Origin of the sequence: Nannocystis pusilla, from assembly GCF_020073745.1 — a bacterium.
Lineage (GTDB): Bacteria > Myxococcota_A > Polyangia > Nannocystales > Nannocystaceae > Nannocystis > Nannocystis radixulma.
Genome location: NZ_JAIRAU010000001.1, coordinates 1,467,503 through 1,482,165, shown reverse-complemented (window position 1 = coordinate 1,482,165; position 14,663 = coordinate 1,467,503). Strand labels below are relative to the sequence as shown.

General features: G+C 70.0%; 15 protein-coding genes. 12 read left to right on the top strand and 3 right to left on the bottom strand.

Features of this window, described 5'->3' with window-relative positions:
* Positions 1 to 318 precede the first annotated feature (318 nt).
* The 9 genes from K7C98_RS05880 to hisB all read left to right on the top strand — a co-directional run bounded on the left by K7C98_RS05880 (position 319) and on the right by hisB (position 7,818).
* Positions 319 to 654 carry a hypothetical protein gene (locus tag K7C98_RS05880; RefSeq protein ID WP_224190544.1) on the top strand — a complete coding sequence of 112 codons (336 nt, stop codon included), beginning with the start codon at positions 319 to 321 and terminating at the stop codon, positions 652 to 654.
* Positions 655 to 841: 187 nt separating this feature from the next.
* The gene (locus K7C98_RS05875; RefSeq protein ID WP_224190543.1) at positions 842 to 1,471 is read left to right on the top strand and encodes a MotA/TolQ/ExbB proton channel family protein; all 630 of its coding nucleotides are present in this window, start codon (positions 842 to 844) and stop codon (positions 1,469 to 1,471) included.
* Between the two features lie 104 nt (positions 1,472 to 1,575).
* A complete protein-coding gene (locus K7C98_RS05870) occupies positions 1,576 to 2,148 on the top strand; it encodes an ExbD/TolR family protein (RefSeq protein ID WP_224190542.1) in 573 nt (190 codons plus the stop codon).
* Entirely contained in the window at positions 2,148 to 2,681 is a 534-nt protein-coding gene (locus K7C98_RS05865) for a biopolymer transporter ExbD (RefSeq protein ID WP_224190541.1), read from the top strand. Before K7C98_RS05870 ends, K7C98_RS05865 begins: the two co-directional genes overlap by 1 nt.
* A gap of 280 nt (positions 2,682 to 2,961) precedes the next feature.
* Positions 2,962 to 4,299, top strand: a complete 1,338-nt coding sequence (locus tag K7C98_RS44635) for an AgmX/PglI C-terminal domain-containing protein (RefSeq protein ID WP_224190540.1) — start codon at positions 2,962 to 2,964, stop codon at positions 4,297 to 4,299.
* A 44-nt stretch (positions 4,300 to 4,343) separates the two neighbouring features.
* Positions 4,344 to 4,979 (top strand): hypothetical protein, encoded by a 636-nt coding sequence (locus K7C98_RS05855; RefSeq protein ID WP_224190539.1) that lies wholly within the window; start codon positions 4,344 to 4,346, stop codon positions 4,977 to 4,979.
* Between the two features lie 171 nt (positions 4,980 to 5,150).
* Entirely contained in the window at positions 5,151 to 6,557 is a 1,407-nt protein-coding gene (locus K7C98_RS05850) for a hypothetical protein (RefSeq protein ID WP_224190538.1), read from the top strand.
* 19 nt (positions 6,558 to 6,576) lie between these two features.
* Positions 6,577 to 7,191: a polysaccharide biosynthesis/export family protein gene (locus tag K7C98_RS05845; RefSeq protein WP_224190537.1), complete on the top strand. Its 615-nt coding sequence runs from the start codon at positions 6,577 to 6,579 to the stop codon at positions 7,189 to 7,191.
* Positions 7,192 to 7,215: 24 nt separating this feature from the next.
* Entirely contained in the window at positions 7,216 to 7,818 is a 603-nt protein-coding gene (hisB, locus tag K7C98_RS05840; RefSeq protein ID WP_224190536.1) for an imidazoleglycerol-phosphate dehydratase HisB, read from the top strand.
* Positions 7,819 to 7,886: 68 nt separating this feature from the next.
* Here hisB and K7C98_RS05835 read toward each other — a convergent pair whose 3' ends face one another.
* Positions 7,887 to 8,420 (bottom strand): hypothetical protein, encoded by a 534-nt coding sequence (locus K7C98_RS05835; protein ID WP_224190535.1) that lies wholly within the window; start codon positions 8,418 to 8,420, stop codon positions 7,887 to 7,889.
* Between the two features lie 445 nt (positions 8,421 to 8,865).
* Here K7C98_RS05835 and K7C98_RS05830 point away from each other — a divergent pair, with 445 nt between their 5' ends.
* Together K7C98_RS05830 and K7C98_RS05825 are read left to right on the top strand one after the other, a co-directional pair.
* Complete coding sequence (locus K7C98_RS05830; RefSeq protein ID WP_224190534.1) at positions 8,866 to 10,491, top strand: acyl-CoA carboxylase subunit beta; 1,626 nt, start codon at positions 8,866 to 8,868, stop codon at positions 10,489 to 10,491.
* Between the two features lie 464 nt (positions 10,492 to 10,955).
* Positions 10,956 to 11,363: a hypothetical protein gene (locus K7C98_RS05825; RefSeq protein WP_224190533.1), complete on the top strand. Its 408-nt coding sequence runs from the start codon at positions 10,956 to 10,958 to the stop codon at positions 11,361 to 11,363.
* 203 nt (positions 11,364 to 11,566) lie between these two features.
* Here the strand turns inward: K7C98_RS05825 and K7C98_RS05820 are convergent, their stop codons facing one another.
* On the bottom strand, positions 11,567 to 12,562 hold the full coding sequence (locus tag K7C98_RS05820) for an acetylserotonin O-methyltransferase (RefSeq protein ID WP_224190532.1): 996 nt from the start codon (positions 12,560 to 12,562) through the stop codon (positions 11,567 to 11,569).
* 336 nt (positions 12,563 to 12,898) lie between these two features.
* Between K7C98_RS05820 and thiH the strand changes: the two genes are divergently transcribed.
* On the top strand, positions 12,899 to 14,032 hold the full coding sequence (gene thiH / locus K7C98_RS05815; RefSeq protein WP_224190531.1) for a 2-iminoacetate synthase ThiH: 1,134 nt from the start codon (positions 12,899 to 12,901) through the stop codon (positions 14,030 to 14,032).
* A gap of 102 nt (positions 14,033 to 14,134) precedes the next feature.
* Here thiH and K7C98_RS05810 read toward each other — a convergent pair whose 3' ends face one another.
* Entirely contained in the window at positions 14,135 to 14,542 is a 408-nt protein-coding gene (locus tag K7C98_RS05810) for a DUF488 domain-containing protein (RefSeq protein WP_224190530.1), read from the bottom strand.
* Positions 14,543 to 14,663 lie beyond the last annotated feature (121 nt).

Here is a 14,663-nt window from a genome sequence, read left to right as displayed (position 1 = left end):
GATCCTCGGAAAAAATTCGCGAACCGGTGTCGCCGATCGAGACCGCCTTTTCACTCCGCCCGTTTGGCGTAGACCGTGGCGATGGACCCCCGGATCACGACGATGGCCGGCGAAACGAACGACCTCGCGGTCGCCGGCGCCATCCGCTGCAGCCGCGAGTGTCCCCGGCCCGTCTGTCCGGGCCGCTTCGCCGCAAAAACTCGCCGGTGGAAATCTCCGCGGCATTCGCTGTATAAGGCGGTCGTGCTCCGCTCACACCGTTCTGCGCCCGCTCGCCTGCTTTCAGGTCGGAGCCGCGCACGGGCGTGGGAGGTCCTCATGTTTCTGGTCGCTCTGGCCCCGGCCCTCCTGGCCCCGCCCTCGGCGACCGCAGCTCCGCCGGCGCCCGCTTCAGGGACGGGCGCGCAAGCGACGGCGGGCAAATCAGCGGCCAAGGCACCGGCCAAGTCGTCCTCCGGCAGCGGAGGCAGCAGCACCACGAGCGGCGGCAAGAAGGTGATCTCGCTCGACGACGAGTTCCTCGTCGAGGGCCAGCTGGAGAAGCCGAGCGCGTTCTACGTGCTGCGGCGCTCGTCCACCGACTACGACTGGGCGCGGCTCGACGCGACCATGACGCCGTTGGTGCTTGAAAGTGTCTGGGATCCTTTGTTCTAATCGACCCTGAAAAAGCTTCAGGCGCCTGCGGGCCTGAGAAGATCACCCGGGGCGGGGCGCTATCGGCGCGCGACAGCTCCCGCACCCGAGTCCGAACCCAACAACAACCACCACAGCCGGGACGAACCCGGTCCAGAAGCGACACAGTCGGGACTCACACCCCGGTCTCTGAGGAGGATAAGCGGCCATGGATTTTGCGCGATTTTACCAGGAGGGCGGCGCATGGATGCACCCCATTGCCTTCTGTGCAGTGCTCGGCGCCGGCGTCATGATCGAGCGCTTCATTTTCTTGTTCTTCCGCTTCAACATCAACGGCGCTCAGTTCTTCAACCAGATCCAGAAGCTGGTGATGGCGAACAACATCGACCGCGCCATCAAGCTGTGCAACGCGGCTGACAAGGCCGCGCTCGCCCGCGTGATGAAGGCCGGTCTGACCCGCGCCAACAAGAGCGAGTCGGACATCGCCGCCGCGATCGAGGAGGCGATGCTCGAGATCGGCCCGGCGATCAGCAAGCGCATCTCGATGATCGCCGCGGTCGCCAACATCGCCACCCTGCTCGGTCTGCTCGGAACGATCTTCGGCATGATCGAGGCGTTCGACGCCGTGGCCGTGGCGGCCGCCGACCAGCGGTCTCAGGCGCTCGCGAAGGGCATCTCGATCGCCATCAACACCACGGGCTTCGGCCTCATGGTGGCGATCCCGCTGCTCTCGGCGCAGGTCTTCATCCAGAGCCTGGCCAAGAAGATCGCCGACGAGGCCGACCTCTACGCGGTCAAGCTCGAGAACCTCCTCGCCGCGCGGGTGCGCCAGGGGTAAGGCGGTTCGGCTCGTTGCTAGTACCGGAGGCCACGGCCTTTGAGGCGACCCACGAGCCGGCCGCACGCCGACAATCCACCCGAACGAAAGAAAGGAGGTGAGCGATGCCCCGTAAGAAGATGGAAGAAGAGGATATCCAGGCCAACCTCTTGCCGGTCATGAACATCATGTTCTTGCTCATCCCGGCACTGCTGATGGCGATGGAGTTCGCCTCGATGGCGTCGATCAACGTCTCGCCGCCGAAGTTCGCCGCCGCGGCGCAGCAGAAGGACGAAGAGCAGAAGAAGGACGAGAAGCCGCTCAACCTCAAGGTCTTCGTCATGGAGGACGGCTTCCGCGTCAGCGCGGATGGCCAGCAGGAGGGAGCCGAGGCCGGCAAGTCGCAAGACTCGAAGGCCCCGACGATCGGACTCGCGAAGCAAGGTGCGCCGCTCAACGACTACGAGCGCTACGACTACGCGCAGCTCGAGGCCAAGGCGAAGGGCTACAAGCAGCTGTTCCCGAACGAGGCCGTGGTCACGATCAGCGCCGAGGCCAACATCCCGATGCAGTCGATCATCATGACGATGGACGCGCTGGCGGGCCGTACTTGCAAGATCGCCAAGGCGCTCAAGGGCGAGCAGCTCCCTGACGACTGCTACTTCTGGCAGCCCATCGTGGAAGGGGGTGCGGGCTGATGTCTCCCGAGCAAGAGGCGTTCCTCGCCAAAAAGAAGGAGAAGGCCGCGGCTCGCCGCGCCAAGCCCGAAGAGAAGGGCGAGCTCGGCATGACCTCGCTGATGGACATCGTGTCCATTCTCGTGGTCTATCTGCTGAAGAGCTACGCGTCCGACCCGATCGTCATCAACCCGACCGCGGGCCAGAAGATCCCGATGTCCTCGGCCGACGCGCCGGTCCAGGACGGTGTCCCGATCTTCGTCACCACCCGCGGCATCACGTTCGACAACAAGAAGATCGTGACGATGACGCCCGACGGCGACATCGACCCGTCCCAGGTGCAGAACCACCTGATCGGGCCGCTGTACGACCAGCTGGCCGAAGAGGTCGACAAGGCCAAGCAGCTGGCCGAGCGGACCAACAAGCCGTGGAACGCGCGAGTGATCCTGGTCGGCGACCAGGACCTCAAGTTCAGCGTCCTCGTCGACGTCATGTACACGACGGGCCGCGCCGAGTTCGCCGAGTACTCGTTCTGCGTGATCAGGAAGAGCTGATCGCGCGCGAGCACGGACGAGGGCCAGCAACTCCTGCGGGAGCGGCTGGCCCTTGTTGTTTTGGTCCGTCCTCTCGCCCGTGACTGCGCGGCGGGACGTCGCGGCGCCACGACTGATGCAGTGGCCGTGCGTCGGCGTTTCCGTCGGCGCAGCTCGGTCGTGGCGAGCGTCGACGGCCGCGCCGAAGTTCGAGCCCTTTGTCCCCAGGTCCGATCGAGGCGGGTCCGGGAAAATTGGCGCAGGCGCCACAAATCAACTACATCCGCTAGACTTCTCACGCGTGGCTGCCCGGTCCAAGGTTTTGCGGATCGCCTCGATCGTCGACGGCCTGGTCTGCGACGAGCTGCATCAGAGCGCCGCCGAATCGGTCACCGCCGGCACCGACGTCGGCAACCAGCTGCTGTGCTTCGGCGCCGCGGTCCCGCAGCGACACGTCCTCTTCGTCGTGCAGGACGGCCGCTACGTCCTCGACCTGCCGCAGCGCGTCGGCGGTCAGCTCGTCATGCGCGGGCGGGCCGTCAACATCGGCCAGCTGTGGCGCAAGCGGCTGCGCGAGGACCCGCGGGCGCGGAGCCTGCGGGTGGCGCTCGACCCGAGCACGCGGGGCAAGCTCGACGTCGGCGAAACCACGCTGCTGTTCCAGTTCGCCGCGCCGCAGCCCGTCCCGCCGAAGCCGCCGTTCCCCGCCGAGTTCAAGGCGCGGCCGTCGAACATGTGGACGCGCTCCGACATGGCGACGCTGTTCGCGGCGTTCATGTTGTTCGGCCCTTACTTCATGTGGGCCTCGAGCAAGCACATCGACTACACGATCGAGCCCGAGATCGACGAACGCTTCCTGCGGGTGATGAACCTCGAGCGTGTCAAGCCGAAGAAAGAGGAGCCCGAGGAGGAGAAGAACGACGAAGAGGTGCTCGCCAAGGAAGACGAGCAGCTGAAGCCGAAGAAGGAAGACAAGGTGATCGACAAGCCGGTCATCACCCAGAAGACCTACTCCAAGGAGTCGATGGACAAGGCGCGCGGCGTCGGCATCGCGCGGGTCCTCGGCACCTACGGCGGCGACGGTCCGGGCACCGTGTTCGACGTCATCCAGAGCACCGAGAACAACCTCGGCGAGCTGTTCGCGGCCGGCATGACCGCCACCGTCCTGCCCGACGGCACCGTCGTCAGCCCCTACGTCCCCGGCGGCGAGGGCATCAGCGCGCAGGGGGCGATCGTCGGCACCAAGGGGTTCGAGGCCCAGGGGCCCGAACTCGCCGAGCTCGAGAAGAAGGAGCGGAAGATCAACTCCTCCGTGAAGAGCTCCGGCGCCGATGTCTACGGCGACGCCGACAAGAAGGCCGTGCAAGCCACGATCCGCCAGCGCACGGGCGCGCTCCAGGCTTGTTATAACAAGGCGTTGCAGACCAATCCTGGCCTGGCTGGCAAGATCTCCTACACGATCACCATCAGTGTCATGGGCACCGTCACCGAGGTCCGGATCAACGACGACTCCCTCCAGGACCCCGGTGTACAGACGTGCACTGTCGCCAAGATCAAGGGGTGGCGCTTCCCCACCACGCCGGGGGCCGAACAGGCTTCGGACGTGACCTTCTCCGTGGTATTTTCTGGAGGGTCATGAGCACGTATTCGCAGCGCGTCGTCCTTGTCTGGGGGTCCGCCACGTTGCTCGCGGCGAGCCCGGTAGGAGCTGCCCCTTCGGCCAGCTCGAGCCCCGCGCCCGCGCCGACCGACGCGGGCGTCGCCGTATCGGCCGAGACACCAGCCGCTCTATCCACCCCGGGATCTGCCACTGGAACCACCGCCGGATCTACGGACAGCGCCGCTCCAAATGCCGCGCCGACCGACGCGCCGTCGTCGCCGATCAGCGCGGCCGGAGTCGGCAGCGCGCGCGGCACCATCGAACGCGGCATGACCGAACTCGGCACCCTGCTGACGCGCGCCCGCCAGAGCGGCGACATGGCCCGGACCGCCTGCGTCCAGGACAAGCGTGACCGCGCCGAAATCGTGCTAGAGGTCGCTACCGGCGAGATCTTGGTCCTGCAAGATCCATCGGCCGATGGGCAGAGCCGCGCGTTCGCCGGCGAGAAGTTGAGCGAGGCCGCCGACCGCATCTCCGGCCTCGTCGGCCAGGCCAGAGCCTGTTCCGGCGGCGACGACGAGAAGCGCACCGACGCCCGGAACACCGCCGATCAGCCGAAGACGGTCATCCCCACCGACCCGACGTCGAGCGCCCCGGGCGTGCAGCGATTGCCGCCGCGCATCGACCCTCGGCCGCCCGTGGCAAGCCCCGTGATCTGACAGCGCCCGTGCTGCGCCGTCTCCAGGGCCACTGGCCACCCGCGCCTCGGTCTGTCTCCTCCCGCGGTTTCGACGCGGAGGACAAGCCACACGGCGCTCGAGGTTCGGACTTGGCGCCCACAATTCTCGCCTCTGGGCTGAGATTCGCTAGGCTGTAGCCCTCAGCCTCCCTTGCGTCGCCTTAACCAGCCAGCCCCCAGGTGGGCGCTCCGCGGCCTCGTCGCGGTGTGGACGATCTGCGTCGCCCTCGCGATCCCGGAGGCGCGTGCGGCCGGCTCCAACGCCACCGGCAACCTCGTCGGCAGCGTGCCGCGCACGGAAGACGGCGCGGGCGTCAAGCTCGGCCAGCGCTCGACCCTCCACTCCGGGTTCGCGCTGATGGTCGGCGCCGACAACAACGTGTTCTGGAACCGCAAGGGTGACGTCGGCGGCCTGCGCCCCGCCGCCCTCGTCATGCCCGTCGCGTGGCTCGGCATCGGCAACCGCGAGGTCCGCGACGGCGTGCTGCAGAGCGAGGCCGAGGCGCAGCAGGACCGCAAGATCGACTACAACATCCGGCTGACCGCGGGCTACCGGGCCTTCATGGCGCGCGCCGAGGAGATCCGGCGGCTCCCTCGCTTCAGCGTCGACCTCAACGCGCACCTGGTGGTCGCCCCCGGCCGGCGCTTCAGCTTCAACATCACCGAGTTCTTCTCGCGCTTCGGCGACCCGCGCAACTACGACGCCGGCGTCGGCTACAACTACAACCGCATCGACCACCGCCTCTCGCTCGGCTTCATCTACCGGCCCGGCGGCGGCCGCTTCAGCATCGGCGCCAACTACCTCAACGAGGTGCTCTACTTCGAGGCGCCCGACGTGTACAGCGGCGACCGCTACATCCACGGCGCCGCCGCCGAGGTCAAGTGGCGCATCGCCCCGCGCTCGGCGATCCTCGTCAACTACTCGTTCGCGCACTCGTACTACTTCAGCTGCAACGCCAACATCGACCCGGACTGCAACGAGGACAACAACGCCCACCGCGTGTACCTCGGCTTCCGCGGCCAGATCGCCCGCCGCTGGACCCTCGACGCCATGGCCGGCTACGGCGCCGGCCTCTACTACGACGACGAGAACGGCCCCAACTTCCGCGGCTTCATCGGCGGCGTGCGGGCGGCCTTCTACCCGACCCTGCGCACCCAGTTCTTCGCCCAGATCGACCGTCAGTTCAGCGACTCGCTGTTCGGCAACTACTTCCACGACATCGCCGGCCGGCTCGGCGGCTTCCACACCTTCCGCTGGCGCATGTACGCCGAGCTCGGCTTCTCGGTCATCGGCCGCCGCTACGCCGGCATCCCGATCCCCGGCCGCGAGACCCGGATCCAGTCGTACGAGAACGCGCCCGGGTTCGTCCGCTCCGACACCCTGATCGCCGTCAGCGCCAGGGTGGAACAGCCGTTCGGCCGCTTCTTCGTCGTCGGCGCGCGCTACGACATGATCGTCGACCGCACCGACTTCGTCGCCCACTACCAGGGCGGCCTCACCGACTACGGCGGCTTCGCCAAGCATGTTGCCATGGTCCTCGGCGCCGTGAGATTCTAGCCGTCGGCCGCGACTGCTCATGCCCGCACGTCCACGCAGCGCGCTCTCCCTGCTCGCCCCCGGCCTCGGCGTCTTGCTGTCTCTCGGGACAGCTTGCAACCGCGGCCCGGTCCGCGTCGACGCGCCGGTGCTCGCCCCGCACGCCGGCCTGCGCCCGGGCGACGAGCTCGACATCCGCGTGTTCGACGAGGACCGCTTCAACGGCACCTACGCGGTCGCGGAGGACGGCACGATCGACTTCCCGATGGTCGGCGGCGTCCCGGTCACCGGCCTCACCAAGGACGAGGTCGCGCGCCAGATCGAGGCCAAGCTCGCCGACGGCTACCTCAACCATCCGCACGTCGTCGTCCAGATCAAGGAGCGGGGCAACCGCGAGGTCAGCATCCTCGGGCAGGTCAACGAGGCCGGCTCGCTCGGCTGGCGCGACGGCCTCACGCTCGTGCAGGCCGTGTCGCTCGCCGGCGGCCTGACGCCGTTCGCCGCGCCCGCCCGGGTCAAGCTGACCCGCCGCACCGGTCGCGGCGAGGAGACCGTGACCTTCGAGATCTCGCTGACGGCGATCGTCGACGGCCGCGCCGAGGACCTGGTCTTGCGGCCAGGTGACATCGTGTTCGTCCCCGAGACCCGGATATAGTCTCCGCGAACCAAGCGAGGCCCCGTGAACCCTGTACGCACCGCCCGCGTCGAGCGAGTCACCCGCGAGACCCAGATCACCGTCGATCTGACGCTGCCGTGCGACGCGCCCGCGCGCCATCACATCGACACGCCGGTGCCGTTCCTGTCGCACATGCTCGAGGCGCTCGCGCGTCACGGCGCCATGCAGCTCGAGGTCCGCGCCCGCGGCGACACGCACATCGACGACCACCACACCGTCGAGGACGTCGGCCTCGTGCTCGGCAGCGCGTTCGACCGGGCCCTCGGCCCGCGCCTCGGCATCTTCCGCTACGGCCACTTCTCGCTGTGCATGGACGAGGCCCTGGTCGACGTCGCCCTCGACCTCGGCGGCCGGCCCTACCTCGTCTACGACCTGCCCGGCGTGGCGGGCAAGCGGATCGGCGCCTTCGACTGCGACCTCGTGCGCGAGTTCTACCAGGCCTTCGCCGTCCAGGCGCGCTTGAACCTCCACATCCACCAGCGCGAGGGGGGCAACGCCCATCACCTCGTCGAGGCCAGCTTCAAGGGCCTCGCGCGCGCCCTGAGGCAGGCCTGCGCGCCCGACCCCCACGTCGGCGTGCCCTCGACCAAGGGCACGATCGGCTGAGCGCGCCGGTAGCTCCCCGCGTCACTTCTGCATCACCGTCTTCGTGGTGCGCCTCGCCCTGCTTCTCGTCACTTCTGCATCACCGTCTTCTTGGTGCGCGCCTCGCCCTTCTTCTCGTAGCCGGCCGCCAGGCAGTCGCCCGGCGCGCCGGCCTTGCTGCACGCGTCGGCCAGCGCCGCCTTGCACGCCTCGTCGCTGCTGACCTCCGTCGTCGCCTCGCCGGCGAACGTCGGCGCGATGGCCACCAGCGTCAGCGTCGTCGAGTGCGTCGTCGACCCGCCGCCGCCGGCCGACATCGACGACTTCGTCACAGTCCACTTCGTCTCGTCGCGGCAGGTCGGGCGCTCGGCCTCCGGCAGCTTGGCGCACACGTCCGTCCACGCCGCCTCGTCGGCCTTCGCCGGATCCTCGCCGCTGCCCTTCCCGGTGAACTCGCCGCCCGCCCTGGCCACGTCGATGCTGCAGCGGTACTCCGTCTTCGGACTCGCCGGCGTGCCCGCACTAGGGGCCGCCTCGCCGCCGCCGCCGCACGCCGGGACAGTGAGGCAGGCGGCCAGCCACAACACGGACATCATCGGGATGTTCTTGCGCTCTTCTCGCATGGCCCGATCGTACGACATTCTCGGCGCCACACCGCCCCCGCCGGCCCGCGGCTTTCCCGCACCGGACGCGCCGGCCTCGACGGTCCTGCGCGCGGCGCTCTCGGAACATGCCCTCATCGACATGTCCCATGAACCAGCAGCCGCGAAGCATGAGCACGGCTTCATCGACGCGTTGTCTGCAGATCGAAGTCGGCGACGGGTGACAGCGCACGTCCCGCGACTGCGACCTCGCGTCTCGACCCACGCGACGCGGCTCGCTGCCGCCGAGAGCAGCCCCGCGGGCCTCCCGGGGATCTCTCTCCGCAGGCCCCTCCGCGACGCTGCGGCGCCTCGTGGCCCGGCCTCTCCCCGCGCACCACGGCCCGCGGCGTCGGCGTCGTCACGTGCGCCCGGCCCTACATCGGCGCGCGAGCTCCCCGCAATTCCTGCTATTTTCCGCCCCGCCATGTCCGACGCACCCAAGCGGCCGAGCACCCCCGATCCGCGCGCAGCCCTCGAACACCGCGAGCGACTCGCCGACAGCTACGCCGGTCCCGCGCTGGTCGGCGGCGGCGAGAAGGACCTCGCGGTGGCCGAGAAGAACGCCGCCGGGGCCGTCGAGCGCTTGCACAAGAGCGGCCGCCAGACCGCCCACGAGCGCATCGAGCTGCTGCTCGACCCGGGCAGCTTCGTCGAGCTCGACCGCTTCGTCACCCATCAGTGCCCCGACTTCGACATGCCGGGCAAGAAGGTCTACGGCGACGGCGTCGTCACCGGCCACGGCACCGTCGAGGGCCGCCCCGTGTTCGTGTTCGCCCAGCAGGCGCCCGTGTTCGGCGGCAGCCTCGGTTGGGCCCACGCCATGAAGATCTGCAAGGTCATGGACATGGCGACCACCGTCGGCGCGCCGGTCATCGGCCTCAACGACAGCGGCGGCGCGCGGATCCAGGAGGGCGTGGCCAGCCTCGCCGGCTACGCCGAGATCTTCAAGCGCAACGTCCTCGCCTCGGGCGTGGTGCCGCAGCTGTCGCTGATCCTCGGCCCGTGCGCAGGCGGGGCCGTCTACTCGCCCGCGCTCACCGACCTCGTCCTCATGGTCGAGCAGAGCTCGTACATGTTCATCACCGGGCCCGACGTCATCAAGACCGTCACCCACGAAGAGGTCACGAAGGAGGCGCTCGGCGGCGCCGCCACCCACAACGAGAAGAGCGGCGTGGCCCACTTCGCCTGCCCCAGCGAGGCCGCCGCCGCCGCCATGACGCGCGAGCTGCTCGGCTACCTGCCCTCCAACAACATGGAGGACCCGCCGCGCCGCCCGACCACCGACGACCCCAACCGCACCACGCCCGAGCTCGCCGAATTCGTCCCCGTCGACGCCTCGCGGCCCTACGACATCCGCACCATCATCCGCGCCGTCGCCGACGACGGCGCCTTCCTCGAGGTGCAGGAGCACTTCGCCCGCAACATGGTGATCGGCTTCTGCCGGATCGACGGCCGCAGCGTCGGCGTCGTCGCCAATCAGCCGCTCGTGCTCGCCGGCTGCCTCGACATCAACGCCTCGATCAAGGCCGCCCGGTTCGTCCGCATGTGCGACGCCTTCAACATCCCGCTGTGGACCCTCGTCGACGTCCCCGGCTTCCTCCCCGGCACCGACCAGGAGTTCGGCGGCATCATCCGCCACGGCGCCAAGCTGCTCTACGCGTTCGTCGAGGCCACCGTCCCCAAGGTCACCCTCGTCACCCGCAAGGCCTACGGCGGCGCCTACGACGTCATGGCCAGCAAGCACATCCGCGCCGACGTCAACCTCGCCTACCCCACCGCCGAGATCGCCGTCATGGGCGCCGAGGGGGCCGTCAACATCATCTACCGCCGCGAGCTCGTCGAGGCCAAGAACCCGGCCGCCCAGCGCACCGAGCTGCTGAACAACTACCGCGACCTGTTCGCCAACCCCTACAAGGCCGCCGAGCTCGGCTTCATCGACCAGGTGATCCGCCCCGAGGACACCCGCCGCCACGTGTCCCGCGCCTTCGCCCTGCTGCAGAACAAGCGCCAGGAGAACCCGCGGCGCAAGCACGGCAACATCCCGCTGTGACCCGCCGGCAGGACCTGTCTTCACAGACAGGTCCCGTCCGCCGGCCGCTTCAGCCCGCCGGAGTGACCTGCCTCCAAGGACAGGCATGCCCGTTCGATGACCGCCAGCGCGCGAGTCGCTGCACGAGCGCCTGCTCGCGCCCTGCTCCGCCGCCCACCCGTTCGATGACCGCCAGCGCGCGAGTCGCTGCACGAGCGCCCGCTCCGTCGCCCACCTGTCCGATCCTCGCGCGCGGGCCGAGCACGCGGACGAGCGCGCGTCGTGCCTCGCCTCCGCGGCCGACGCCTGGCGCGCGTGGCCGAGGCCCGACCGGCGAGCCTGCAAATTGTGCCCACGAGGCCACCAGGACCCCCCTGGCAGCCCCGCCGACGAACGCGCCGTGCGCATCGCCCCCTGCGGCTGCGCACGGACTCCTGCGCGCCGGCGTGAACCCGCATCGGCGCGAAATGTGTCAAGCTCTCGGCATGCAGCCCCGCCGCGCCGTCCTCGCCCTCGCGCTCGTCGGCGCGTGCGCGCAGGGCGGCCCGAGCTCGCGGACCCTGCACTACATCGACAAGACCCTCGTCAGCAGCACGCCCGTCGACCACCGCGCCTACGGGGCCTACATCCAGGCGAGGGTGGCCCTCGAGGCCGAGCCGCCCGACCTCGCGCGGGCGCTGCAGCAGATCGACCTCGCGCTCCGCTACGACCGCGACGACCCGCACCTCTGGACCACGCGCGGGGAGATCGAGCTGCGCCTCGGCGACGTCGACGCGGCCCGCCGCAGCAGCGCCCGCGCCCTCGCGTTCGGCCCCGAGTACCCGCCGGCCCTCCAGCTCGCCGCCCAGCTCCAGCTCCCCGGCGGCCGCCAGGTCGCCGAGGCCCGCCGCTGACGGCCACCTGCCTCATTGGGCATGTCTTCCAAGACATGCCCTTTTGAACATGCCCTTTCCGGCATATCCTTGCGGTCAGCCTCGTCGGCGGCCCAGGGCTGCGGCGTCCCGCTGGCGACACCGATCGAGGCTCGGCGCCCTGATCGAGCCCCGAGGACACATCCCTCAGGACATGTCTAATCGGGCATATCGTCGCTCCTCGCTCACGCCGCCGCCGCCTCGAGGATCACCACCGGCGATCGCGTCTCGATCGTGCGCACCAGCGTCAGCCCGGCGCGCGCGAACAGGGCCGCGAATTCGCCGACGGTGCGCTCCTGGCCGCCGGACGTCATCACCAGCATCTCGAGGTCCATCCAGTGGACCGCCCGATCGTCGGGGCCGATCGGGCGCTCGATCACCAGCACCCGCCCGCCCGGGCGCAGGGCCTGGCGGCAGCGGCGCAAGATCACCCCCGCCAGCTCGTCGCTCCAGTCGTGGACCACGTGCTTGAGCAGGCAGGTGTCGCCGGGCGGCACGCGCTCGAAGAAGCTGCCGGTCGCCAGCTCGAGCCAGCTCGACTGGCTCGTCAGCGCCGCCCTCGCGCGGGCGATCACGTGCGGCACGTCGAACAGCGTCGCCTTGATCGTCGGGTGCGCCGCGCGGATCGCCAGCAGCAACGTGCCCTGCCCGCCGCCGACGTCGACCACGCGACCCGCCGACGCGAAGTCGTACGCGGCCGCCACCGCCTCCGCCGTCACGTGCGTGCCCGAGGCCATCGCCGCGTCGAAGATCGCCCCGGCCGTCGGATTTGCCGCGAAGTACGCGAACACCTCGGCGCTGGCCGGCTGCCCGGTGCGCACGCTGTGCCCGAGGTCGCCCCACGCCCGCCACGCCTCCGGCTCGGCGCCGAGCCAGCGGGCCATGCCGCGCATCGACCCGGGCGCGTCGCTGCGCAGCGCCTGCGACAGCGGCGTCAACGCGAACGTCTGCCCGGCCGCTTCGGCGAACACCCCGATCCCGGCCAGCGCGCGCATCACCCGGTAGAGCGCTCGCGGGTGCGAGCCGGTGTCGCGCGCGAGCGCCTCGATCGCGCGCGGGCCGTCGCGCAGCAGGTCGGCGATCCCGAGCTCGGCGACGAGGCCGAGGCTGCGGGCGACGAACTTGCCGCTGAGGAGGTGCATCAAGGTCTGTGCCGGAGAGGGCGAGGGAGTCTGGGTCATCGCGCCCTGCTGCCACGATTCCGGCCAGCGCGCGCGCCGCTGCGGCCCCGGGCCTGCTGCGTCGCGGCGACGCGGCGCCGCGCCCCGGGCCCGTCGGACCTGCGGGTCGCCCGGCGCCTCCCGAGCGTACCGCGCGCTCGGACCTGCGACGGACCACCGCCCGCGCGTCGCTGACCCGATGTCCAGGCGTTCTCTGCACAAATGTCCCTCGGGACATGTCCCGACCGCGCCTCCGCCCATGCATGTCCCTCGAGACATATCCTGACCCGCTCGCGACGACGACGCCCGGCGAGTGGCCGCTCCCTCGCCCGGTTGCTATCGTCGCAGAACCCCGCCATGTCGACCTTCTCCACCGTTTATCCCCAATTACCGATCGCCGAGCTGGTCCAGCGCTCGCTCGCCACCACCGACGCGCAGCTCGCCCCGATCCTCCGCCGCGGCCACGCCACGAGCCTCGAAGACGTCGCCGCCCTGCTGTCCCCGGCCGCGGCCCTGCAGCTGCCGGCCCTCGCCGAGCGCTCCGGCGAGCTCGCCCAGCGCCGGTTCGGCCGCGCGATCCGCCTGTTCGCCCCGCTCTATCTGTCGAACGAGTGCGTCAACGTGTGCACCTACTGCGGCTTCTCCCGCACCAACCAGATCCCGCGGATCACCATCTCGGTCGAGCACGCGGCGCGCGAGGCCAGCCTGCTGCGCGCGCGCGGCATCGGCAGCCTGCTGATCGTCGCCGGCGAGCACCCCAAATTCGTGTCCAACGGCTACGTCGAGGCGGTGATCCGCGCCGTGCTGCCGATCATGGCCGACGTCTCGATCGAGATCGGCCCGCTCGAGACCCCGGCCTACGTGCCGATGGTCGCGGCCGGCTGCGCGGGCCTGGTGGTGTACCAGGAGACCTACCACGAGCCGACCTACCGCGCCGTCCACACCGCGGGCCCGAAGAAGCGCTACCGCTGGCGCATGGACGCCGCGGAGCGGGGCCTCGCCGCCGGCTTCCGCCGGCTCGGGATCGGCGCGCTCTACGGCCTGCACGACTTCCGCTTCGAGGCGCTGTCGCTGGCCGCCCACGCCGACCACCTGCGCCGCACCTGCCCCGACGTTCAGCTTGCGATCAGCGTGCCGCGCCTGCGCCCCGCCGCCGGGGAGTTCCAGCCCGACCCGCGCCACGTCCCCGGCGACGCCGAGTTCCTGGGGCTCATCTGCGCCCTGCGCCTGTTCCTGCCCGAGGCCGACATCATCGTCTCGACCCGCGAGTCGGCCGCCCTGCGCGATCGCATGGTGTCGCTCGGCGTCACGACCATGAGCGCCGGCGCCAGCACCGAGCCCGGCGGCTACAGCGACTTCGAACAGGAGGCCTGGAGCCCCGCCCGCGCCCAGCCCGGCGAGCAATTCCACATCGCCGACGAGCGCCCGCCGCACGCCGTCGCCGAGATGATCCGCCGCCGCGGCTACCTGCCGGTGTGGCAGGGGGTCTGAGCCTTCTGCGCGGATGTCCTCCAGGACATGTTCTCCACGAGAACTACATGACCTTCAGGACATCTTACGGCCTGTCCCTCGGAGAACCTCGACGCCGGCGCTTCACCCGCCTGTCTGTTCGAGCAGCAGCTCGCGCAGCATCGTGCGATGACAGCGCTGCTCGTCGACGCACGACGACGAGCACAGCAGCGTGATCGTCTCTCCCGCGGCCACCCGTTCGGCCAGCGCGCGCACCTGCGAGCGGGCGGGCTCCGCCTGCATCTCGGTGCGGTAGCGGCGGCGGAACATCGGCACCCCGATGGCGACCTGGCCCTTGCCGCGGAACGCGTGCAGCAGCTCCGGGCTCGGGCTCACGTCCTTGATCCACTCGTCCCAGGTCTCGTCCTCGTGCCGGACCCCGCGCGGGCGGTAGCGACAGACGAGGATCCGCGTGCCGTCGCCGCGGTGCGCCGGGTCGTTCCAGCGCGCGGTGTGGATCGCCCCTTCGTGCGCGCGTCTGTCGTGCGCCACGCTCATCACCCTAAATCGTGGCACACGCGCCCTCAAGGTCCCATCAAAAGCGGCGCGCCCGCGCTCCAGGCGATCGCCACAGCCCCGCCCCGCGTCCTGCGCTTGCAACGCCTGCTGCGGA